This is a genomic window from Cryobacterium sp. TMS1-13-1 (genome assembly GCF_004403125.1).
Lineage (GTDB): Bacteria > Actinomycetota > Actinomycetes > Actinomycetales > Microbacteriaceae > Cryobacterium > Cryobacterium levicorallinum.
The window spans coordinates 156,499-178,466 of record NZ_SOGX01000010.1 but is presented as its reverse complement, the minus strand read 5'-3'; the positions used below and the strand labels follow the sequence as shown (position 1 = coordinate 178,466).

Below are 21,968 nucleotides of genomic sequence, written 5' to 3'. Positions count from 1 at the left end.
CGCGCGTGTCTCGCGCGGAGCATCCGTTTTCGGGTCACGCGGTTTAGAGCACCTTGGAGAGGAAGTCCTGGGTGCGCTCCTGCTGCGGGTTGCCGAACAGTTCGGCCGGAGTCCCTTCTTCGACGATGAGGCCATCGGCCATGAAAATGACCCGGTCCGCGACCTCGCGGGCGAAACCCATTTCGTGAGTGACGACGACCATGGTCATGCCCTCGGCGGCGAGGTCGCGGATGACCTGCAGCACCTCCCCCACCATTTCGGGGTCGAGGGCGCTCGTGGCCTCGTCGAACAACATAATGTCGGGGTTCACCGCGAGGGACCGGGCGATCGCGACGCGCTGCTTCTGGCCGCCGGAGAGCTGCGCGGGGCGGGCATCCGCTTTGTCGGACAGGCCCACCCGCTCGAGCAGTTTCAGGGCGGTGGCGCGGGCATCCGCTTTGGATTCCTTCTTCAACTCGGTCGGCGCGAGCATGATGTTCTGCAGCACCGTCATGTGCGGAAACAGGTTGAAGTGCTGGAAGACCATACCGATGTGCGCTCGCACCTCGTTCAGGTCGACGGTTTTGTCGCTGAGGTTGAATCCGTCGACGATAACCGTGCCGGCGCTGAGCTCGTCGAGCTTGTTCAGGCAACGCAGGAAGGTGGACTTGCCCGAACCCGAAGGGCCGATGACGCAGACGACCTCGCCCTCGGTGATCTCGACGTCGAGGCCCTTGAGCACCTCGTTGGAGCCGAACGACTTGCGGAGGCCCGTGACACTGATCTTGCTCATTTGTTGAACCTCTGGTCGAGCTTGTTGGAGAGCATGGTGAGCAGGTTGATGACGATGAAGTACAGCGCCGCCACGATCAGCAGGGTCTCACCGGTGCGAAAGTTCGCCGCGTAGATCTGCTGGCCCTGATAGGTGAGCTCGGCGAAGCCGATCACGGCGAGCAGCGAGGTGTCTTTCAGGGTCATCACGAACTGGTTGATGAACGACGGCGTCATGATCTTCACGGCCTGCGGCAGCACGACACGGCGCATGGTCGTGACGTAGCCGAGGCCGAGGCTGCGACCGGCTTCGGTCTGACCCGGGTCGACCGACTGGATGCCGCCGCGCACGATCTCGGTCATGTAGGCACCGGCGTTCAGGCTCAGGGTGAGCACACCGGCGGTGAGCACGTCGATCGACTGCCCGGTGAGCTGCGGCAGGCCGAAGTAGAAGAAGAAGGCCTGCACGAGCAGCGGGGTACCGCGGAAGATGCTGACGTAGACGCTCGCAATGCCGCGCAGAATGCGACTCTCGGAGACCTTGAAGAAGCCGAATACCACGCCGAGCACGAGGGCGATCAGAATGGACAGGCCGGTTGCGAGCAGGGTCAGCCCGAGGCCCTTCAGCAGCGCCGGCATGCTGTCGCTGAGCAGACCGAAGAAACCGGATGCCGCGGCGGGTGCCGGCTGCTCCAGGTAGGTGTCAAGAATGGCCTGGTAGTCGCCGTTGTCCTGCAACTCGGCGAGGCCGGTGTTGAACGCGGCGAGCAGCTCGGGGTTCTGCCCCTTATTGACGGCGAAACCGTAGGAGCTGCCCTGCTCCTTCTCGGTGACGGACTTGAGCCCGTTGTTCTGGTTGATGCCGTAGGCCAGCACGGGATAGTCGTCGAACACCGCGACGGAGTTGCCGGCCTTGACGTCGTCATACATGGTGGCCGAGTCGGCGAGTGCCTTGACCGTAAAGTCGTACTCGTCCTTGATCGAGTTGGCGAAGGTTTCGCCCTCGCTGCCGCGCTTGGCGACGACCGTTTCACCGGCCAGGTCGGCGTATCCGGTGATCTCGGTGTTGTCCTCGGCGACGGCCATCTGCACGCCGGAGTCGAAGTACGGGTCGGAGAAGTCGAAGATGAGCTCGCGCTCGTCGGTGATTGACATGCCGGCGATGACGCCGTCCACCTGATTGGACTGCAGCGCCTGCAGCGCAGCGTCGAAGCCGAGCGACTTAATCTCGACCGTGAACCCCTGGTTCTTCGCGATGTCGCGAATCAGGTCCATGTCGATGCCGGTGAGTTCACCGTCTTCGCGGTACTCGAACGGCGCGAAGGTGGTGTCGGTGCCGATGACGTAGTTTTCGCCGGCGGTAGCCGCCTGTGGCTGACTCGCGGCCGCGGCGCTGACGCCGAGGAATCCGCCCGCGAGGGCCAGCAGCGCCGTGACGGCGACCGTGAGCTTGCCCGCCCGGAACATAGTTATTTTGCGCAAAGGAGAACCATTTCTTGTTGTGCGATCTACATTGGCCTAGCGGCCCCAGGGTCAGAGGCGCCGATCGACGCTGATCCATCGGGGAGCGGCTGCCGCTCACCCTGTCGATAAAGCCTACCTTGGGGGCCGCCGCACGGTTCTCGACCGTTCCGGAGCCGACCGGCTCCAGCTCCTCGGCACCGTCAGGACACGTAAAAGCTACGAGACGACCTGCTACGAGACGACGGCAGCGTGCGTGTCAGCCCACAACGCAGCGAGCACGGTCGCGGCCGAGCCGGTGCCCGCTTCCCGAAATCCGGTACCGGCCCAGAGGGCGAGGCCGTGCGGGTCGCCGCGGCGGGCGGCATCCGCTCGCACGGTCTTGGTGAGGTGATGCACCTGCGGATACTCGTGCGGCACGGTCGCGTCGTGGGCGGTGATGAAGGCGTTGTGCAAGCCGCGGGCCGGGCGGCCGGAGAAGGCCCAGGTTATGACGGTCTCGGTGAACCGTGGGTCGACGAGGGCGTCCTGGTGGGCCGGGTTCGCACCGGACTCGTCGGTGCGCAGCAGGGCGGTTCCGAGCTGTACAGCTTCGGCTCCGGCAGCCAGCAACGAGGCGATCTGCCCGCCAGAGTGGATGCCGCCCGCCACGATCAGCGGCAGCGTCACCACCTCGCGCATCGCGATCAACAGCTCCCCCAGAGCCAGGGTGCCCGGTTCGTCCCGCGTGGTGAAGGTCCCCCGGTGCCCGCCGGCCTCCGGCCCCTGCACGCAGAGTGCATCGACGCCGCGGTCAACCGCCTGACGGGCTTCGGGCACCGAGGTGACCGTGGCGATTAGGAACGACCCGGCCGTGTGCATCCGCTCGACGGCGTCTACCGGAGGCAGGCCGAAGGTGAACGAGACCACGGGAACCTGTCGCGCGATCACGACCGCCACCTTCTCGGCAAACCAGTCGTCGTCGGTCTCGTCAATTTCGGCGAACACAGCGCTGGGGTTCTCGCGGGCCAGCGCGTCGCGGTAGGCCTCGACGGCGGCGCGGTCGGTCAGGGGCAACTGCGGAACAAACAGGTTGACACCGAAGGCGTGCTCGGTTCGCTGCTGCACGGTGCGAATCTGCTCGGCCAGCGCCTCGGGAGTTTTGTAGCCGCCAGCCAGAAAGCCGAGGCCACCCGCGTCGCTCACGGCGACGACGAGGTTCGGCGTCGAGGCGCCGCCGGCCATCGGCGCCGCGATGATCGGAATCGCTAGGTCATTTAGGGTGAACACGGGATCTCCTCGACTACTTAGAGTGCACCTCTATCGACTGGAGTTGCATTCTCTCGACTGTTTTCGTGTGCCCGACGCGTTCTCGGGCACCCTTGCACCTTAGCCCCGGCCGGCCACCTCCCGACGACCGGCTGGGCGAGACCTCATGCGCCGCGGGCCCAGCCCCGCGAGACGACAACCTCCGACCCCTGAAACCTGGTCACCTCCGGTGAGAGGGCGCGTTCGGCCCCCTGAGAGCCGGCCCAGGGGCGGAACGTGTCCTCTCCCGCCAGCGATGGGGCCGAAGCTGGCAACTCGCACCGGGAGGTGTCCGGCGACGCGAAACGGCAACGACGGCCGTACCGTGAGTTGCGGTCAACCGAATGAGATGGCTCCACGGTCGGTATCGCTAGGGTGGAACGACGAGGGGGGTGCGTGATCATGGGGTATTTCTACATTGCAGTTGCTCTGCTCGCCATACTGTCGGGCGGCCCCCTGCTCGTCGTGCCACAGCACACCACGCAGGGCGTGATCTTCGGGGGCAGAATTCTTCTGGTCATCGCCGCTCTGCTCGCGATCCGTCGCCTCGACCGCACGGTCAAACGTGTCGGGGTGAGCGAATGACCGCAGCCGCTCCCTCACCCCTCGTGCTCGAGTGGGCCGCGCGGCAACTCGCCGTCGCCGAGCTGCGCTGGGTGCGTTCGCTGCCCGGCGGCACCCACGCCAGAACGAGCGTTGTCGGCACCCCCGACGGCGCCGAGTTCGTGTTGCGGCAGTTTCCGCCCGGTGATGACGCCGTGCGGCTCGAGATCCGCGTGCTCAGCACCCTGGGCGACCTCGGCGAGCTGGCACCGCAGCTGCTGGCCGCCGACGCTGACGGCACAGTGAACGGATGCCCGGTCATCGTCACGACGCTGCTGCCAGGTCGGGCCTCGATCACCCCCACAAACCCGCACGACTTCGCGCGACAACTCGGGGCGGCGCTTGCGCGCATCCACTCTCTTGCTGTTAATCCAGGGCTCACCGACCTGTTCACCGAACCGGCGACTGAGTCACCGATGCATTCCGTGTGGCACCAGCTCACCGGCGAACCCCGCGTGCTCACCCACAACGACTTCTGGTCCGGCAATACCGTTTGGCTGAACGAACGCCTGACCGGGATCGTGGACTGGTCGGGCGCCGGGCGAGCGCCGCGCGGGTACGACCTGGCCTGGTGTCGCCAGGACCTGGTGTTTCTCTACGACGTGACGGTCGCCGACGGCTTCACCCGCGCCTACGACCAGGCGTTCGGCTCCCCCACCCCCGATGTGGCCCTCTGGGACCACTTCGCAGCGATGAAGGCCTACCCCCGAGTGGAAACCTGGGCGCCCAACTACACGGATCTCGGCCGAGACGACCTGGACGGCGCCGGGCTGCGCCGACGCCTGACCGAATGGATGCTCCGACTCGACGCTGGCTAATACAGAAGCTGCAGGTTCGGAAACATCGGAAAGTGTCGCGGGTTGAGTGTGAGCAATCGGGCCTGAAAGCGAATCGCTGTGGCAGCAATCGCTAGGTCCGCACCACCAATCGTGTGATGGCTGGGTAGCCGCTGTCGGCCCAATGCACCCGCTGCTTCAGCGACCTCGGCATCGACCGGATGCCAAATCAACGTCGCGAGCAGTGCCCGAGTACCTGCCTCCACCTTCGGTCGCATTCCGGCCATAACTTCGAGGCGAGTCATCTCACTCGCGTGCAGGGGTGCCAGAACACGCTCGGTTTCGAGGACATCGGCCGCACCCTGGGGGCCTCGGAGGTAATCGATCAAAAACCGACGTGTCCACGAGGACGGTCACGACGCGGTCTGCCGCAGACGGCCGCCGGAGCGTACCCGGTCAACCCAGGTCGCGCCGTCGACGTCGCGACCGTTCCACGTCCCGAAGGAGGCGCGCATGACCCGCAAATCTGCCTCGCTTGAACGCTCCGACAGGTAGAGCGCCTCGACAGCATCTCGAGTGAGTGCAGACACAGACCTACCCGTGCAAACGGCTTCCGCATCGACGGCATGACGCTCGTCTTCCGTTAGGGAAATCTGCATTCTTAGCACGATGAAAGATACATCACTTGTCGGGAAGGCCAAACGATTAACGAGGCAGGGCCCCACCGAAGTAGGGCCCTGCACGGCGCTTCGTGGAAACGCGAAAAACTACGGGTTACGCGTTGAGCGCGGCCTGCAGTTCCAGGGTGATGGTGACCTTGTCGCCGAGCAGCATTCCGCCGGTTTCGAGGGCAGCGTTGTAGGTGAGGCCGAAGTCTTCACGGTTGACCTCGGTCTTGGCCGTGGCACCGAACTTGTAGTTGCCGTAGGGGTCTCCGCCGAAACCGCCGAACTCGAGCTCGAACGTGGCCGGCTTGGTGACGCCCTTGATGGTGATGTTGCCGTCGACGAGATATTCGCCCTTGACGACGCGCACACCGGTCGACGCGAAGTCGATGGTCGGGTACGTCTCGGCGTCGAAGAAGTCTCCGGTGCGCAGGTGACCGTCGCGGCCCGGCTCGTTGGTGTTGATCGAGACGACCTTGGCCGAGGCGGTGACGCTCGTCTGGAGCGGGTCCTCGCCGGTCACGAAGGTGGCGTCGAAGTCATCGAAGGTGCCCTTGACCTTGCTGATGACGATGTGGCGAATGCTGAAGCTGACGGAGCTGTGGGTCTTGTCGATGGTCCAGGTTCCGGCCTTGTAGCCCGGGATATTGGTGATCGTGGTCTCGCTCATAGAAGTTCTCCTCAAGTGTGTGGGCCCAGGAATTGTCGCCCTCGGATACATGCAAGCGCATAGAAGACGCACATATTCCCCAGAAGACAAGTATTCATCTTCCCCTGTTCGGGCGTTCAGACGGGACCTAAACTCAGGCCGACCGAATAGGCTCACCCTGTCACGAGGTTCTGCGTGTTTATTGGGAGGTTGCTGTGAGCGCACGCGCACCAAGCATGCGGGGGGTAGCGGGTGAGAGCCTGCTGATCGCCGCCGGAGGCCGGGCCATCCTGTTGCAGCTGGCGAATCCGGCCATCGGGCACGGCGTGGCCGACCACAGCCATTTCGCCGCCAAGCCGCTCGCCCGGCTGAACGGCACGCTCAGCTACGTCTACGCCACCGTCTTCGGCGAGGCCGACCTGGCCGCTGCTATGGCCGCGCGGGTCAATCACGCGCACATTCCCGTGCATTCGGTCGGCACGACCCCCGAGTACAACGCGTTCACCCCCGAATTGCAGCTCTGGGTTGCCGCAACGCTCTATGAATCGGCCACCCACCTGCACGCTTTGATCTACGGCCCGCTCGACGACGACATCGCCGATACCGTCTATAGCGAATACGCCCGGCTCGGCACGTCACTGCAGGTGCCGCCGGAGCTGTGGCCGACAGATCGCGCCGCCTTTCGCCGGTATTGGAACGAGCAGCTGCAGCTGCTGACAACGGATGCCGCCACCCGCGCGGTCGCGCACGAGCTGTTGCACTCGCGGTCGGCTCCGTTCTGGTATCGGGCCGCTCTGCCGCTGGCCCGGCTGATGACCGCCGGACTGCTGCCGCCCCACGTTCGCGTGTTGTTCGAACTTCCCTGGTCAAAGCGGCACGAGCGGAGCTTTGATCGCGTGCTGGGCGGTATCCGCTTGATTTATCCCCGCCTGCCGCTGGCACTCCGCCACTGGCCCAAGAATCACTATCTGCGAGTGCTGCGCAAATCCGGTCTGCGCGAATCCACGGCGGCCGCGCCCGCGCCGGTAGTGTGAGAGTCCAATGACGCAGCCCCAGACTCCCCACCCCGGACTCGACAGCACCGATCGCCAGATTATCGCCGAGCTCAGCCGGGACGGTCGACTCTCGATGCGCCAGCTGGCCCTGCAGGTGCACATCTCCCGCACCGCCGCCCACACCCGGGTGCAGAAGCTGATCAGCCACGGCGTGATCACCGGCTTCGGTGCCCAAACCGACCGTAAGGCACTCGGGCTCAACGTGTCCGCGCTCGTAGTCGTGAAAATCGGCGACGTCGCCTGGGGCGCAATTGCCGCGCAGCTCGCCGAACTGCCGTTCGTGGAGAAGGCGCAGGCCGTGAGCGGCGACATCGACATCATTCTCACGGTGAGCGCTCCCGACCATGAGCAGCTCAGCCAGGCCATTCTGCGCGATATCCACACCATGCCGGGGGTGATCTCGACCCGGTCCCACCTCATTCTCGACGAGATCATCGGGCACGCACCCGGAGCGACTCCGGACGCCTGGCACTGATTCAGGACTCAACCATGCCGATTGGTCGCCGTCTGGCGGATGATCGGCCAATCGTTCACAACTGGGAAAAAGCGCGGCCAGGCCTGCGAAAAGGGCGCACCATTGGCTCATGAGCCTCAATGTCGAGAGCACGCCACTGACGGCCGTGCTGGCACCCCCACCCCTGCGGTTGATCGATGATTCGGGGAACGCCGTTCCGGGCACCGAGAGCGGCGGATTCGTCCTTCCCCCGGTGGAGACGCTGGTCGGCCTCTACCGGCAGATGGTCGTGGCCCGCCGGTTCGACGTGCAGGTCACCGCCCTCACCCGACAGGGTCGCCTCGCCACCTACCCATCCGCGCTCGGCCAGGAAGCCTGCGAGATCGCCGCCGTCGCTGCGCTCTCGCCGCAGGACTGGCTGTTTCCGACCTACCGGGACAGCATCGCGCTGCTCACGCGCGGCGTCGAGCCGAAGGATATTCTCGCCTCGTTCCGCGGCGACTGGCACAGCGGTTACGACTATCAACAGCATCGCATCGCCCCGCAGGCCACCCCGCTCGCCACCCAGGCACTGCACGCCGTGGGCCTCGCCACCGCGGCCAAGCTCAAGCGTGACGACACCGTGGCGCTCACCCTGCTCGGCGACGGGGCCACGAGCGAGGGCGACGCTCACGAGGCGTTCAACTTTGCCGCAGTCTGGCAGGCCCCCGTCGTCTTCGTGGTGCAGAACAATCAGTTCGCGATCAGCGTGCCCCTCGACAAGCAGATGGCCTGCCGCACCATCGCCGACAAGGCGATCGGCTACGGCATGCCCGGCTTCTACGTTGACGGCAACGACGTCGCGGCCATGTTCGCGGTCATCTCAGCGGCGGTCGACCGAGCCCGCAGCGGCGGCGGCCCGACCCTGATCGAGGGCCTCACCTACCGCATCGAGGCGCACACTAACTCGGATGACCCCACCCGCTACCGCAAAACCGCCGACGTGGATCTGTGGCGCAGCCGCGACCCGATCGAACGCCTGGAGAAGTACCTCATTGCCCAGGGGGCGTTGTCCGAGGAAGAGCGCGCTTCCGTCGCTGCGGCCGCGGAGGCGCTCGCAGCGACGACCCGCAAGTGTATGACGGAGCAGGCGGTGGTCGATCCGCTCGAGCTGTTCGAGCACGTCTACGCCACCCCCCGCTCCGCCCTGGCCGAGCAACGCGCCTTTCTGGCGGCCGAACTCGACGGCGACGCCGACGCATCCGCTGGTGAATACGAAGAGAGCACCCGATGAGCCCCCAGCAGACCCTCGAGAACGGAACAGCTGTGCGCGCTCCGGAAAACCTGACCATGGCCGCCGCCCTCAACGCGGCCATTCACGACGCCATGGTCGACGATCCGACGGTCGTGCTGTTCGGCGAAGACGTCGGGCCGCTCGGCGGCGTGTTCCGGGTCACCGACGGCTTATACGCCGAATTCGGCGAGACCCGGGTGAGCGACTCGCCGCTGGCCGAGGCCGGCATCGTCGGAACGGCCATCGGCATGGCGATGTACGGCCTGCGCCCGGTGGTCGAGATGCAGTTCGACGCGTTCAGCTACCCAGCGTTCCAGCAGATAGTGTCGCACGTGGCGAAGATGCGCAACCGTACGCGCGGCAAGATTTCGCTGCCGATCGTCATTCGCATTCCCTACGCCGGCGATATCGGCGGCGTCGAGCATCACTCCGACTCCTCCGAGGCGTATTGGACGGCGACGCCCGGGCTGACCGTGGTGAGCCCGTCGAACCCGGCCGACGCCTATTCCATGCTGCGGGGCGCCATCGCGAGCGACGACCCGGTGATTTTCATGGAGCCGAAGAGTCGCTACTGGAGCAAAGCGGAGCTTTCCCTGCCGGTGCAAACCGAGCCGCTGAACCGGGCCGTCGTGCTCCGGGAGGGCAGCGATGTCACGCTCATCGCCTACGGTCCGACCGTGAAGACCGCCCTCGCGACGGCCGATCAGGGCGCGGCTGAGGGGCTCTCGATCGAGGTCATCGACCTGCGCACGCTGTCGCCGTTTGATGACGAGACGGTGGGGGCATCCGTTCGAAAGACCGGCCGGGCCGCGATCGTGCACGAGGCCGCCCAGTTCGGCGGTTACGGCGCTGAGGTGGCCGCTCGCCTGACCGAGCGCAACTTCTTCTACCTGGCCGCGCCCATTTTGCGCATCACCGGCTTCGACCTTCCGTACCCGTCACCCAAGCTCGAGGAGTATTTCTTGCCGACCCCCGACCGAATCCTCGCCGCGCTGTCGACCTGGGAGTGGTCCTGATGAGCCGCGAGTTTCTGCTGCCCGACCTCGGTGAAGGACTGACCGAGGCCGAGATCGTGGCCTGGCTGGTCGCTCCCGGCGATACGATCGCCATCGACCAGGCCGTGGTCGAGGTTGAATCGTCCAAGTCGATCGTGGAGCTGCCGTCGCCCTACGGCGGCGTCGTGGCAAGCCTGTTCGGCGAGCCCGGCCAGGTCATTCATGCCGGGCAGGTGCTGCTGACCGTGACCGACTCGACTGATGACGCTTCAGCCGGTGTTGTCGGCGTTCCGGTCGCCGCGGCGACCGTCACGGCGGTCGAAGGCTCCGGAGCCGTTCTGGTTGGCTACGGCACGACCGAAAGCACCCGGCCGGCGCGCAAGGTGGCCGCCGGGCGGTTCGGCACCCCGCGGGCAGCGGATGCCCCGGCATCGGCTGCATCGACGTCGCCCGTCGCCGTTGCGCTGGCCGAGCGCCCCGCCGATGTGGCGGCATCCGTTTCTCCGGCCATCAAGTCGTCCAGCACGGTCGACCCGATCCGCCGCTCCCCCGTCGTGTCTCCGATCGTGCGCCGGCTGGCGCGCGAGAACGGTTTCGACGCGAGCACGCTGGCCGGCAGTGGGCACGACGGTCTGGTGCTGCGCAGCGACGTGGAGGAACACATTCGCGCGCTCACCGCTCCGGCCGTGGCTGTCGATGTGGCAATCGATGTGGCAATCGATGTCGACATTGCGACGCCGCCCAGCGCTGTCGACGCGGCGAGTGCGGATATTCGCATTCCCATCACCGGCCTGCGCAAGGTCGTGTCGCAGCGGCTGACCACGTCGCGTCGGGAGATTCCCGAGGCGACGATCTGGCTCGACGTCGACGCGACCGCCCTGTTCGCCGCGCGGGACCAGCTGCTCGCGGCGACGGGTGAGCGGTTCAGCGTGACGGCACTCATCGCGCGCTTCGTGGTGGCCGGGCTGCGGCTCTATCCCGTGCTCAATTCCTCGGTCGACACCGCGAGTCAGGAGATTTTGCAGCACGGAGCCATCAACCTCGGCATCGCGGCGCAGACCTCACGCGGGCTGATGGTTCCCGTCATCCACCGTGCCCACGCGATGAGTACGCGGCAACTGCGCGATGCCCTCGCCGCGCTGGTCGCACAGTCGCCCGACGGCACCTTCTCGCCGAGCGCGCTGACCGGGGGAACCTTCACCCTCAACAACTTCGGATCGCTCGGCGTCGACGGTTCGGCCGCGATCATCAACCATCCCGAAGCGGCCATTCTCGGCATTGGGCGCATGATCGAGCGGCCGTGGGTGGTCGAACACGCACTCGCGGTTCGCACCGTCGTAGAACTCTCCATGGTGTTCGACCATCGGGTCTGCGACGGCGGAACCGCCGCCGGGTTTCTCACCTATGTGGCCGGCTGCATTGAAAACCCGGTGAGCCTGCTCGCCGACCTGTGAGCTCGGGGCGTGTCCTGAACGCCCACGATTCTGCCATCGGTAACTGAGTGATGTTTGTTGGCGTATAGGCTGCTGAGTGACACGGGGTGCTCCGCACAATGCGCGAGCTGAGATGAATACCCGTTGAACCTGTCTAGTTAGCACTAGCGAAGGAATGTCACGGATGACTGATCAGACCACGAATATCACGCCGCGCATCACGCCGCGGATTCTCAGTATCGCCGGCACCGACCCGACCGGCGGTGCCGGCATCCACGCCGATTTGAAAAGCATCGCGGCCAACGGCGGGTACGGCATGGCAGTAGTAACAGCTCTGGTCGCGCAGAACACACGCGGGGTGCGCTCGGTGCACACCCCGCCGGTCGCGTTTCTGCGCCAGCAATTGAACGCCGTGAGCGATGACGTGACTATCGATGCCGTGAAGATCGGCATGCTCGCCGAAATCGACGTGATTCACGAGGTGCGTTCCTGGCTCAATGCCCACCGTCCTCCGCTCGTCGTGCTCGACCCGGTGATGGTGGCAACGAGTGGTCACCGGCTGCTCGAACCCCAAGCCGAGCAGGCGCTGCGTGATCTGATCCCCCTCGCCGATCTCGTCACACCCAACGTTCCCGAGCTGGCCGTTCTGCTCGCAGAACCCACAGCGGCAAACTGGGCTGCGGCCATCGAGCAGGGCAAACGACTATCAGCCCGCACCGGAGTAACCGTGTTGGTGAAGGGGGGTCATTTCGACGAAACCATCTGCCCTGATGCCCTGGTCAACACCCACGGGCTGCTGGCACAGAGCGTTGTCGAGTTTGCTTCGCCGCGCATCGCCACCAAGAATACCCACGGCACCGGATGCTCGCTCTCCTCGGCAATGGCCACGGTACAGGCGCGAACCGGGGACTGGGCTGCGTCTCTGGCCGAGGTCAAAGACTGGCTTCAGGATGCCCTGACCCATGCCGACGACCTCGAGGTCGGTCAGGGCCATGGCCCGATCCATCACTTTCATCGGCTGTTCGCAGGCGCGTCGGCCGAGTCGGCCGAGTCGGCCGAGTCGGCCACACCAGCTGATTCGGTGAAGTTCAGTGCGACACTGTGGCGCGATGTCGAGCTGATTCGCACGCAGATCTTCGATCTGCCGTTCATTACGGATCTCGGTACTGGGGTTCTGGCCGAGCGAGATTTTGCGTATTACCTCGCTCAGGACGCGCTCTACCTCGCCACTTACTCGCGCGTTCTTGCGCGCGCCAGTGAGATCGCGCCGAGCATGCACGCACAGCGGTTTCTGGCCGATTCGGCACGACGGTGCCGCGACGTTGAGTTGGAATTGCACAGAAACTGGCTGGGGCAACGGGACGTGTCGTCCGAGGCCGGCCCGGTAACGGCTGGCTACCTGGATCACTTGCTCGGGCTCGCTGAGGGCGGAAACTATGCGGTGCTTCTGGCGGCGCTGTTGCCCTGTTTTTGGCTCTATGCGGATGTCGGTGAGCGGCTGCACACCGACTTTCTGGCGCGCACCGAGACAGCAGTACATCCATATGCCGCGTGGCTCCAGACCTATGCCGATGAAGAATTCGCCGCGGCCACGAGGGAAGTCATCGCGCTCACCGACGACGCTGCGGCCACGGCCTCTGACGCGCAACGCTCGGCAATGCGCCAGGCGTTTGCCACCTCGTCACGGTTCGAGCTCGACTTCTTCGACGCCCCTCGGCACTCTGTGTTGGCCTGAGATGACCACGCCAAACTCGGTACCGTGTGCGGTATTAGCCCAGCGCGGGCAGGCTGGCCAGAAGTCGCTGCGCGGCATCCGTCGGGTCGTTGGCGTCGGTGATCGCGCGCACCACAACCACTCGAGTCGCACCAGCATCGACGACCTGGTTGATGTTGCCGAGGTCGATGCCGCCGATGGCAAACCATGGCAGCTCGCTGTCGGTGGCTGCACTGCGGGCGGCCGCGTAACGCAGAAGCTGCGTTCCGACCGCCGCTCGACCGGGTTTTGTCGGTGTGGCCCAGACTGGGCCGACGCAAAAATAGTTAAGATCGTTCGCGGCCAGGGCTGCATCCACGTGTTCGGTGCTGTGTGTGGACAGGCCGATCACCGCGGCCGGGCCAAGCAGGGTACGAGCGGCGGCCACCGGCAGATCTGTCTGGCCTACATGAAATACCGGAGCGCCCGCCAGGCTGGCAATATCCGCCCGATCGTTGACGGCCCAGAGTCGTGCGTGCTGGTCGGCAACCGAGCGCAGAATTTCGAGATATTCGAGCTCCTCGGCGGCGTCGATATTTTTGTCGCGAAGCTGAATAATGTCGACCCCACCAGCGAACGCCGCCGCCACGAAGTCAGCGAAATCGCCACGATCCTTCCGGGCATCGGTGCAGAGATACAGCCGGGCTTTTATCTGGTCCATGCGACCAACCCTATGGGCCAAGTTCGTGCGTCCGTGCCAGCGCAGAGGAACGGTGCGCACCATGAATGAACGAGTCGTGAACCGCACGGTCGACGTCGCCGTGATCGGCGGTGGCATTATCGGGCTCGGCATTGCCTGGGCTGTTGCGCATTCCGGCCGCACGGTGGTCGTCATCGATCCGGACCCCGCCGGCGGCGCAACGTACGCTGCGGCCGGAATGCTCGCGGCGGTGAGCGAACTGCACTACCAAGAAGAGGTGTTGCTCGAGCTCATGCTCGCCTCCTCGGCGCTGTATCCGGCGTTCATCGAATCACTGGGGCCCGATCATCACCTAACCGGGTATCAGAGAACTCACACCATGAGTGTTGGCGCTGATTCGGCCGACCGGCAAGCGCTGGCCGACCTGCGCGGGGTGCAGCTCGCCAACGGGCTAGCCGTCGACCCGCTGACCATTCGCGCGGCGCGCGTGCTTGAACCGCTGCTGAGCCCTCACGTTTCCGGTGCCTTCATGGTGGAGCAGGATCATCAGGTCGACCCGCGCCGGCTCGCCGAGCGCATCCAACTCGCACTTGCCACGCTGGCGAAAAGCGGCCGGTGGGGCCACGACGCCCTGATCCGGGTGAATGCCATGGGACTACTGCACGACGATTCCGCGGATGTCTCATCTCGCGTTACCGGTGTCGCCCTGGCTGATGGCGGAACGGTCAGTGCCGCCGAAGTAGTTGTGGCCAATGGCCTCGCGGCGGCCGGGTTGAACGGGCTACCAGAGCGACTGACCCTGCCACTTCGACCGGTTTACGGCGATATTCTGCGGCTTCGGGTGCCGGCGCACCTTCGGCCGTTGCTCACCTGCACGCTCCGCGGACTGGTGCACGGCGTGCCGGTCTATCTGGTTCCACGATCGGACGGAACGGTCGTGATCGGAGCCACCCAACGCGAAGACGGCTCCACTGCGGTGTCGGCTGGTGGCGTCTATCAGCTATTGCGTGACGCCCAGGTGTTGCTGCCGGCGGTCAGTGAGCTCGAGCTGATCGAAGTAACCGCTCGCGCTCGTCCAGGAACGCCCGATAACGCGCCACTGCTTGGCCGGGTCTCGCGAACCGGTGGGGAAACACCAGGCAGCGACGTCCCCGGGCTTATCATCGCCACCGGATTTTTCCGCCACGGCGTACTGCTCACACCGGTAGCTGCCCATTACTGTCTTCAGCTTATCGAGGGAAGTGCCGACCAGCGGTGGGAGCGCTTTCGGCCCCACCGTTTCTCTGCAACCCGACCGTAAGCATCCGTTTCCCTACAAGGAGTTGTCAGCTCGTGACCGAATCCAGGCCCATTTATATACCCGCCAGCGCGATCACCGTCAACGGCACAGAACGAATTGTTCGGCGCGGCAGCACCGTGACCGACCTGGTCGCCGAGATCACCGGTCGCCAGATCGCAGCGGATGGCCGTGCGACCGACAAACAACGTCTCGGCGTGGCAGTTGCACGCAACCGTGAAGTCGTTCCACGCAGTCAATGGTCAGGCACCGTGCTCACGGCCGGCGATGACATTGAAATTGTCACCGCAGTTCAGGGAGGTTGACCGTGGAAACCGAACAACTCACAATCACTGACAGCCTGGTGATCGACGGCGTGCAGTTGAATTCACGTCTAATCATGGGTACCGGCGGCGCACCGAGCCTCGAGGGCCTCGGGGCGGCCCTTCACTCCTCCGGAACCGAGCTCACCACCGTCGCAATGCGGCGTCACAGCGTGACGACGGCCGGATCGCTGTTCGATCTTCTGGTCGATCGCTCCATTCGGGTACTGCCCAATACCGCTGGCTGCTTTACCGCGCGCGAAGCCGTCTTGACCGCACAGCTGGCGCGGGAGGCCCTCGAGACCGACTGGATCAAACTCGAGGTCATCGCCGATGAGCACACCCTCCTTCCCGATGCGGTCGAACTGCTGGACGCGACCGAACAGCTTGTCGCGCGCGGCTTCAAGGTTTTCGCTTACACAAATGACGATCCCGTGCTGGCCCTTCGCCTTGAGCATCTCGGTGCCGTCGCCGTGATGCCACTTGGGGCTCCGATCGGCACCGGGCTCGGCATCCTCAATCCGCACAATATCGAGCTGATCGTTTCTCGTGCCGGCGTTCCCGTGGTGCTGGATGCTGGAATCGGCACCGCATCCGACGCTGCGCTCGCGATGGAGCTGGGCTGCGATGCCGTGCTCCTGGCCACGGCGGTGACGCGCGCGCAGAACCCGGCACTCATGGGCGAAGCCTTCAAACATGCGGTAATTGCGGGTCGGCTGGCGTCCCAGGCTGGCCGGATTCCGAAGCGTGAACTCGCCTTGGCTTCATCGACGATGAACGGGAGGCCCGACCTATGAATGACGTGACACTCTTAGCACCGCTCGTCGAACCGGGCGACGAGCTAACTGCCGCGGAACTCCAGCGGTACTCGCGCCACATTCTCATTCCCGAAATGGGTGTTATCGGCCAACGACGGCTGAAGAATGCGCGGGTGCTGGTGATTGGCGCCGGCGGTCTCGGTTCGCCGGTACTGCTCTACCTGGCGGCTGCGGGGGTGGGCACCCTGGGTGTTATCGACAATGACACCGTGGACCTGAGCAACCTGCAGCGTCAGATTATCCACGGCGTTGCAGACCTCGGTCACTCGAAACTTGAGTCCGCTGCCGCAGCGGTAGCCCAGCTCAACCCACTCGTGTCGATTCACCGACACGATGTTTGGCTTGACTCGGCGAACGCTCTGGACTTATTCGCCCAGTACGACCTGATCGTTGACGGTGCCGATAATTTCGCCACTCGCTATCTGGTCAGTGATGCCGCCGCGATGCTCGGCAAGCCCTGTGTCTGGGGATCCATCCTGCGTTTCGACGGGCAGGTCAGCCTGTTCTGGAATGAGCACGGCCCCACCTACCGCGACCTGTATCCAGAAGCCCCACCGGCGGGCTCCGTGCCCAACTGCGCAGAAGGCGGAGTGTTCGGGATGCTCTGCGGAACGATCGGCTCCACGATGGTCGCCGAAGCCGTGAAATTGATCACCGGAGTCGGCCGCACGCTTCTGGGCCGGGTCGTGCTCTTCAACGCGTTTGACGCGTCGTGGCGCGAACTCGCCATTGCACGCGACCCCGCCAATAAACCAGTCACCGAGTTGATCGATTACGACGTATTCTGCGAAACAATGCCCGCATCGAATCAGGTCGACGACGCGATCTCCGTGCACGAACTCGCGGCTATGCTCGAGAGCCGGAAGCGCGGCGCGCGTGACTTCGACCTCATTGACGTGCGGGAACCCGGGGAATTCGACATCGTGCATATCGCCGGGGCGCTGCTCATTCCGCAGGGCGGAATCCTCTCGGGGGAAGCACTTTCGTCTCTCTCGCGGGACCGCGATATCGTGGTGCACTGCAAGGCGGGTGCCCGCTCGGCTGCCGTTCTGGCCAAGCTGCATAGCCATGGCTACGACCGGGTGTGGCAGGTCGAGGGTGGTATCGACGCGTGGGTGCGGGAGATCGCGCCGGTACTGCCGACTTGAACGAAGCTACCGGGGCGGTCGAACGCAAAGAAAACACCTTCGCAGGGGGATGCGAAGGTGTTTTCTTTGCCACTCGCCGGTGTAGGGGCCGGGAAGGCACGATTTGGGGGCAGCGTGCGGCTGCGCTCGCTGAGGATCGGGTTCCCCAGCGAGAGTCAGAACCTCAGGCGCTGACCGAGGCGGCGCGGGACGCGAACGCGCCAAGAACCGGAGAGACGCGCACACTCGTGTGGTCGCATCCCGAGCATTTGAGCAGGTAGACCGGGAGCGAGGTGCGCTCGGCGTGGGCCGGATTCGGGCTGAGCCGGGCTGGGGACCGGCAGAAGGGGCAAGTCATGGTCATGCGATCTCCAGAGGTGTTGTTGTCGGCTGCACGCCCTTAGTCTGCTCCGCGCCCCGGCCCCGAAACAGTGCCAAAGGTCCCATGCTGCTCCAAAACCTCAGTTACCCGGATGCCGCGGCGCGCACCGGCCCGGTCTGGACGCCGCGTCGCTGCCATCGGCGCGCGGGCACCGGTCGGGGCGACGGTGCTGACGGCGCTACGCGGGCGCCGAGCTGGTGCGGTGCTGAAGGCGGTGCCGGGTGCCGGTGCGTTAGCGTTGACGGATGAGGGGATCGCGCGTGGGACCGGTTCGGCTAGGCGCGCGGCGGCCCATTCTGCTGCCGGCGGCCGTCGGACTCGTGGCGACCGCTGCGTACACCGTGTTGTCGGCGCTGCAGTGGCGCAGTTTCGCCGCTCCGTCCTGGGACCTCGGCATCTTCACCCAGCTGGCCCGGCAGTATGCCGCGCTCGAGGCTCCAATCGTGACGATCAAGGGCGACGGATTCAATCTGCTGGGTGACCACTTTCATCCGCTCCTGGTGCTGCTCGCCCCGATTTTCGCGATCTTTCCGCACGCCTTCACGCTGCTGGTCGTACAGAATGCGCTGTTCGGTCTCGCCGCTGCGGCCCTGACCTACGGCGCGATGCGATTGCTCGGGCCGGTGACCGGCACGCTGTTCGGGCTGGCTTTCGCCTTCAGCTGGGGCCTGCAGGGCGCGGTGGAGGCGCAGTTTCACGAGATCGCGTTCGCCGTGCCGCTCCTCGCACTGTCGCTGACCGCGTTTCTGCTGCGCAAGTGGGTGGCCTGCCTGCTCTGGGCGATGCCGCTCGTGTTCGTCAAGGAGGACCTCGGCCTCACCGTTGCCGCCCTCGGCATCGTGCTGGCCGTGCGCAGCCGACATCCGTTTGGAGTGTGGCTCGCCGTCTGGGGTATCGGCTGGTTTGCGCTCGCGAGCCTCGTGATTCTGCCGCTGCTCAATCCGAACGGTGCCTGGGCCTACTCGAGCAGTATCGACCTGCCCGCTATTCTCAGCGATCCGGCCGCGTTGCTGCAGCCGCAGAAGGGGGTGACGCTGCTGCTGCTTCTCGTGGTCGGCGGCGTGATTGCGGTGCGCTCGCCGCTCGCCCTCGTGCTGCTGCCGACGCTGGCCTGGCGGTTTCTGTCCGATAACTCGGGCTACTGGGGTCCAACCTGGCAGTACAGCGCCGTGCTCATGCCCATCGTGTTCGCCGCCGCGCTCGATGGCATTGTGCTCGTGCGCATCAGTCGGCGGGGCTGGCTGCGCGGTTTCGGGCGGCGGGCGGCATCCGTTTCGATCGTTGCCGGTCTGGTGCTCGCGACGACGCTGCCGCTGTTCAAGCTGACGAATGTGTCGGCCAATTTTTCGACGGATCGCGCCGCTTCCGCGCAGGCCGCCCTCTCCGTTGTGCCCGACGGCGCCCGGGTCGAATCCGATATCGGGCTGATGAATTACCTGGTGGAACGAACGGATGTTTACTGGCTCGGCAACCAGAATCCGCTCCCCGACTATTTGGTGATCGACCGTCAGACGGGCGGCCTGCCCGGCGAATGGACGTCTGCGCAGGTCGTCGCCGAGGCCCTACACCGCGGCGTGGTGTTCACGACGATCTACTCCTCCGGCGGCTACGAGGTCGCCCGCGCTCACTGAGCCTGCTGGCGTGGCCGACCCTGTTCGGGGCCCGGGCCCGGGAAGTGGGCCCATGATGGATCATGGGCCCACTTCCCTAAGGTGGGCCCAGCCTTCAGATTGTGGGCGGGTTCCGGTCGCTGAGTGCCATCAGCAGCGCGGCTGCGGCTTCCGGGTCGTCGACCGTCAAGGCGAACTGGTTGCCGCGACGTAGGTTGACCACGAGGGCCGAGCCGCCCCTCATCACCACGGCCGTGCGCCCGCTCGTCAGGCGGTAGCCCCAGCCGCCCGACCGCAGCGGGCTTAGGGTCTCGGCGAAAGCTGATTCCACCTGATCGAGCGGCACCTGCTTCGAACGGATGCCCAGAAGCCACGACACCACGCGCAGCCCGCGTTTATCGACGCTCACCCGAACCTGCACAAAGCCCAGTGTGAACATCAGAATCACACCGAGGATCACCGCGGTCAGGACGGCTGTTGACGAGTCTTGCGCGTCATCACCGAGCAGCGCGATCACGGCGACGACCCCGCCCAGCACGACCAACCCGCCGATAACGGCCACGACCGGACTCGTCACCATCATGGTCCAGGGAACGTTCGAGCTCCCCCGATCACGTGCCGGACGACACGTCCGCGCTCGCACTCATCCCATCCAATCACGGACGGGCCGGTTGCTCCGGCCGGCCTGATTGCCAGCTCCAGCTCGCGAAAGCGCGTGAATGGTTGCTCCGCCGAGTGACGTAGCAATTCACCCGCTTATGCGGCCAGTTACAACCCCGGGGAATCGCTCAGCGGGAGTAGCGCAACATGATCGGCAGTTGCACTCGAAAAGTCAGAAATATTTCTGATCCATTGTCAGGATACAGTGAGATTCCCTCGCGTTAATGTACTTTGCGGGTTATAATTATGGATGAAGGAGGCGCCGACGCCATGACCCTCACCGCCCCGCCAGCAGCAGCCGGTTCGATCCCGGAGCCTGAAGGTTCTCGGGTGGTGGTGATTGCTCAGGCCGGTGCGATTCTGGCGGGAGCGTTGGACGGGGTGCGGTTTGGTCAGCTCGAAGACTCCGAGGCCGTCGCGGTATTGGCAGCCCTGGAGAGGCTGGGTCGCAAGGTTGATGGGGCAAGGCTGCGGTCGACCACCGACATTGGTGCGCGTGCCGAAACTGACCTCGGCAACGGCTCGTTGGCCTACAAGAACGGATGCCGCAACCGGGTCGAGTTCATCACCCAGATCGCCGGCATCTCCGGCCGGGAAGCGAAACGCCGTCTGAAGCTCGGCGAGGGCGCCGTCGAGCGCACCCCGCTCGGACTGCCGATCCCCGCCCGATACCCGGTCATCGCCGACGGGCTCGTCAGCGGCGACCTCGGGGTGGAATCGGCGGAGATCATCGCCACCGCCCTGACCGCGTTGCAGGGCCGGGTCGGTCCGGACGACCTTGACCGCGTCGAACGCGCTTTGGTCGCGTCGGCGACTGGAGCGATCACGCCGGAAACTGCGGGGCTGCCGGGTGCGGGCATCCGCTTCGCTCCCGACATGCTGCGGGCGCAGGCGATGGAGTGGCAGGGGCGGCTCGACCCCGACGGCACCGCCCCCAATGACAATGTCGTGGAGGCAAAGAGCACGTTGACGTTTGGCCTGCTCCGCAACGGGCTCTACCCGCTGCGCGCCGACGTCACGCCCGAACTGCGCGGTGTTATGGACACCCTCTTCGACACCTACCTGTCGGCGCGATCCCGCACCCCCATCTTCGTACCCACCGAACTGCTCGAGAGCCGCAATAAGCCCGAGCTGGACGGCATCGACGGTATCGACGGGGTGGAGAGCATCCCCGGCTCGGCCGCTTTCGGCACGGAACCATTCAGTGCCGACCCGTTCACCGGCGACACCCGATTCGACGGCGACCGCCGCACCGCGGGCGAGAAACGTGCCGACATCCTCCGCGCCGTGCTCGAGGCGGCCGCACGAGACCCGAAGACCCCGACCATGGGCGGAGCCGCCCCCACCGTCATGGTGCACATCAACGCCGTCGACCTCGACCAAGGCCGCGGCGTCGGCTGGATCGACGGCATCGAAGCACCGGTATCGTTCCGCCGCGTGCAAGAACTCATCTGCGCAGGCGGCTACCAGCAGGTCCTCTTCGGCGACGACGGCGACGTGCTCTACCTCGGCAGCAAAATCCGCTGCTTCACCGCCAAACAACGCGCGGCAATTGCCGCCCGGGACGGCGGCTGCATCATCCCCGGCTGCACCATCCCCGCCCGCTGGACCGAAGTCCACCACGTCCTCCCCTGGGAACAGGGCGGCCCCACCAACATCGAAAATGGAACACTCTTGTGCTGGTTCCACCACCACACCATCAACACAAACGGGTGGAAAATCCGCATGATCAAACGCCGACCCCAAGTGCTCGGCCCACTGCTGTGGGACCCGTCCCAAACCTGGCGACCCGCCCAGACCCACCGGGCCAACACGCCCAGCCCGGAACCACCCTGGCGCACGTGAGCTGAAGTGTGTTCAATGTGGCGGTGCAGTGCTGTTGGCGTAGCGTCCAGCGCTGAACGAGTCTGGCCCTTTCCTGAATTCGCCGTGGCTACATCCAAGTGAGTCGCAACCGCACGCGAGTGGCCTCCCGATG

The 21,968-nt window shown here is 65.3% G+C and carries 23 protein-coding genes and 1 riboswitch; of the genes, 14 read left to right on the top strand and 9 right to left on the bottom strand.

The features are described from left to right. Nucleotides 1-43: 43 nt before the first annotated feature. From E3T31_RS10160 to E3T31_RS10150, 3 genes are all read right to left on the bottom strand, one after another. Nucleotides 44-772: an amino acid ABC transporter ATP-binding protein gene (locus E3T31_RS10160; protein WP_134468628.1), complete on the bottom strand. Its 729-nt coding sequence runs from the start codon at nt 770-772 to the stop codon at nt 44-46. Then, nucleotides 769-2,217 carry an amino acid ABC transporter substrate-binding protein/permease gene (locus E3T31_RS10155; RefSeq protein WP_134469228.1) on the bottom strand — a complete coding sequence of 483 codons (1,449 nt, stop codon included), beginning with the start codon at nt 2,215-2,217 and terminating at the stop codon, nt 769-771. The genes E3T31_RS10160 and E3T31_RS10155 overlap by 4 nt, the downstream gene beginning before the upstream one ends. A 228-nt stretch (nt 2,218-2,445) precedes the next feature. Then, nucleotides 2,446-3,480, bottom strand: a complete 1,035-nt coding sequence (locus E3T31_RS10150; protein ID WP_134468627.1) for a nitronate monooxygenase — start codon at nt 3,478-3,480, stop codon at nt 2,446-2,448. Between the two features lie 420 nt (nt 3,481-3,900). On the opposite strand from E3T31_RS10150, the gene E3T31_RS10145 reads away from it, so the two are divergent. After that, entirely contained in the window at nt 3,901-4,083 is a 183-nt protein-coding gene (locus E3T31_RS10145; RefSeq protein ID WP_134468626.1) for a hypothetical protein, read from the top strand. Beyond that, entirely contained in the window at nt 4,080-4,919 is an 840-nt protein-coding gene (locus E3T31_RS10140) for a phosphotransferase (RefSeq protein WP_134468625.1), read from the top strand. Before E3T31_RS10145 ends, E3T31_RS10140 begins: the two co-directional genes overlap by 4 nt. On the opposite strand, the gene E3T31_RS18705 is transcribed toward E3T31_RS10140, so the two are convergent. The 3 genes from E3T31_RS18705 to E3T31_RS10135 all read right to left on the bottom strand — a co-directional run bounded on the left by E3T31_RS18705 (nt 4,916) and on the right by E3T31_RS10135 (nt 6,212). Next, on the bottom strand, nt 4,916-5,266 hold the full coding sequence (locus E3T31_RS18705; protein ID WP_370304454.1) for a type II toxin-antitoxin system VapC family toxin: 351 nt from the start codon (nt 5,264-5,266) through the stop codon (nt 4,916-4,918). The genes E3T31_RS10140 and E3T31_RS18705 overlap by 4 nt on opposite strands. Nucleotides 5,267-5,290: 24 nt before the next feature. Continuing rightward, on the bottom strand, nt 5,291-5,467 hold the full coding sequence (locus E3T31_RS17800; protein ID WP_166788465.1) for a hypothetical protein: 177 nt from the start codon (nt 5,465-5,467) through the stop codon (nt 5,291-5,293). Between the two features lie 184 nt (nt 5,468-5,651). Beyond that, nucleotides 5,652-6,212 (bottom strand): YceI family protein, encoded by a 561-nt coding sequence (locus E3T31_RS10135; protein ID WP_092449159.1) that lies wholly within the window; start codon nt 6,210-6,212, stop codon nt 5,652-5,654. Nucleotides 6,213-6,406: 194 nt separating this feature from the next. Between E3T31_RS10135 and E3T31_RS10130 the strand changes: the two genes are divergently transcribed. The 6 genes from E3T31_RS10130 to E3T31_RS10105 all read left to right on the top strand — a co-directional run bounded on the left by E3T31_RS10130 (nt 6,407) and on the right by E3T31_RS10105 (nt 13,136). Then, nucleotides 6,407-7,225, top strand: a complete 819-nt coding sequence (locus tag E3T31_RS10130; protein ID WP_241977822.1) for an oxygenase MpaB family protein — start codon at nt 6,407-6,409, stop codon at nt 7,223-7,225. 7 nt (nt 7,226-7,232) lie between these two features. Further along, complete coding sequence (locus tag E3T31_RS10125; protein WP_134468624.1) at nt 7,233-7,721, top strand: Lrp/AsnC family transcriptional regulator; 489 nt, start codon at nt 7,233-7,235, stop codon at nt 7,719-7,721. Nucleotides 7,722-7,830: 109 nt separating this feature from the next. Beyond that, nucleotides 7,831-8,973 (top strand): pyruvate dehydrogenase (acetyl-transferring) E1 component subunit alpha, encoded by a 1,143-nt coding sequence (pdhA, locus tag E3T31_RS10120; protein WP_134468623.1) that lies wholly within the window; start codon nt 7,831-7,833, stop codon nt 8,971-8,973. Further along, nucleotides 8,970-9,989 carry an alpha-ketoacid dehydrogenase subunit beta gene (locus tag E3T31_RS10115; protein WP_134468622.1) on the top strand — a complete coding sequence of 340 codons (1,020 nt, stop codon included), beginning with the start codon at nt 8,970-8,972 and terminating at the stop codon, nt 9,987-9,989. The genes pdhA and E3T31_RS10115 overlap by 4 nt, the downstream gene beginning before the upstream one ends. Next, entirely contained in the window at nt 9,989-11,422 is a 1,434-nt protein-coding gene (locus tag E3T31_RS10110) for a dihydrolipoamide acetyltransferase family protein (protein ID WP_134468621.1), read from the top strand. The genes E3T31_RS10115 and E3T31_RS10110 overlap by 1 nt, the downstream gene beginning before the upstream one ends. 72 nt (nt 11,423-11,494) lie before the next feature. Beyond that, nucleotides 11,495-11,594, top strand: a riboswitch (TPP riboswitch). Then, on the top strand, nt 11,577-13,136 hold the full coding sequence (locus E3T31_RS10105; RefSeq protein ID WP_166788464.1) for a bifunctional hydroxymethylpyrimidine kinase/phosphomethylpyrimidine kinase: 1,560 nt from the start codon (nt 11,577-11,579) through the stop codon (nt 13,134-13,136). (Overlaps the previous riboswitch by 18 nt.) Before the next feature lie 34 nt (nt 13,137-13,170). Here the strand turns inward: E3T31_RS10105 and thiE are convergent, their stop codons facing one another. Beyond that, nucleotides 13,171-13,815: a thiamine phosphate synthase gene (thiE, locus tag E3T31_RS10100; protein WP_134468619.1), complete on the bottom strand. Its 645-nt coding sequence runs from the start codon at nt 13,813-13,815 to the stop codon at nt 13,171-13,173. A gap of 61 nt (nt 13,816-13,876) precedes the next feature. Here thiE and thiO point away from each other — a divergent pair, with 61 nt between their 5' ends. The 4 genes from thiO to moeB are packed head-to-tail and all read left to right on the top strand — an operon-like array spanning nt 13,877 to nt 17,359. Continuing rightward, on the top strand, nt 13,877-15,094 hold the full coding sequence (gene thiO, locus E3T31_RS10095; RefSeq protein WP_134468618.1) for a glycine oxidase ThiO: 1,218 nt from the start codon (nt 13,877-13,879) through the stop codon (nt 15,092-15,094). Between the two features lie 32 nt (nt 15,095-15,126). After that, nucleotides 15,127-15,396 (top strand): sulfur carrier protein ThiS, encoded by a 270-nt coding sequence (thiS, locus tag E3T31_RS10090; RefSeq protein WP_241977820.1) that lies wholly within the window; start codon nt 15,127-15,129, stop codon nt 15,394-15,396. Nucleotides 15,397-15,398: 2 nt separating this feature from the next. Next, the gene (locus E3T31_RS10085) at nt 15,399-16,190 is read left to right on the top strand and encodes a thiazole synthase (protein ID WP_304993886.1); all 792 of its coding nucleotides are present in this window, start codon (nt 15,399-15,401) and stop codon (nt 16,188-16,190) included. Further along, on the top strand, nt 16,187-17,359 hold the full coding sequence (gene moeB / locus E3T31_RS10080; protein ID WP_134468616.1) for a molybdopterin-synthase adenylyltransferase MoeB: 1,173 nt from the start codon (nt 16,187-16,189) through the stop codon (nt 17,357-17,359). Before E3T31_RS10085 ends, moeB begins: the two co-directional genes overlap by 4 nt. A 163-nt stretch (nt 17,360-17,522) precedes the next feature. Here the strand turns inward: moeB and E3T31_RS17795 are convergent, their stop codons facing one another. Continuing rightward, complete coding sequence (locus E3T31_RS17795; RefSeq protein ID WP_206750314.1) at nt 17,523-17,696, bottom strand: hypothetical protein; 174 nt, start codon at nt 17,694-17,696, stop codon at nt 17,523-17,525. A gap of 269 nt (nt 17,697-17,965) precedes the next feature. On the opposite strand from E3T31_RS17795, the gene E3T31_RS10075 reads away from it, so the two are divergent. Then, the gene (locus E3T31_RS10075) at nt 17,966-19,351 is read left to right on the top strand and encodes a DUF2079 domain-containing protein (RefSeq protein WP_134468615.1); all 1,386 of its coding nucleotides are present in this window, start codon (nt 17,966-17,968) and stop codon (nt 19,349-19,351) included. Nucleotides 19,352-19,445: 94 nt separating this feature from the next. Here E3T31_RS10075 and E3T31_RS10070 read toward each other — a convergent pair whose 3' ends face one another. Continuing rightward, on the bottom strand, nt 19,446-19,913 hold the full coding sequence (locus E3T31_RS10070) for a hypothetical protein (RefSeq protein ID WP_134468614.1): 468 nt from the start codon (nt 19,911-19,913) through the stop codon (nt 19,446-19,448). A 323-nt stretch (nt 19,914-20,236) separates the two neighbouring features. Between E3T31_RS10070 and E3T31_RS10065 the strand changes: the two genes are divergently transcribed. After that, nucleotides 20,237-21,835, top strand: coding sequence for an HNH endonuclease signature motif containing protein (locus E3T31_RS10065; protein WP_134468613.1), 1,599 nt, complete (start codon nt 20,237-20,239; stop codon nt 21,833-21,835). Nucleotides 21,836-21,968 lie beyond the last annotated feature (133 nt).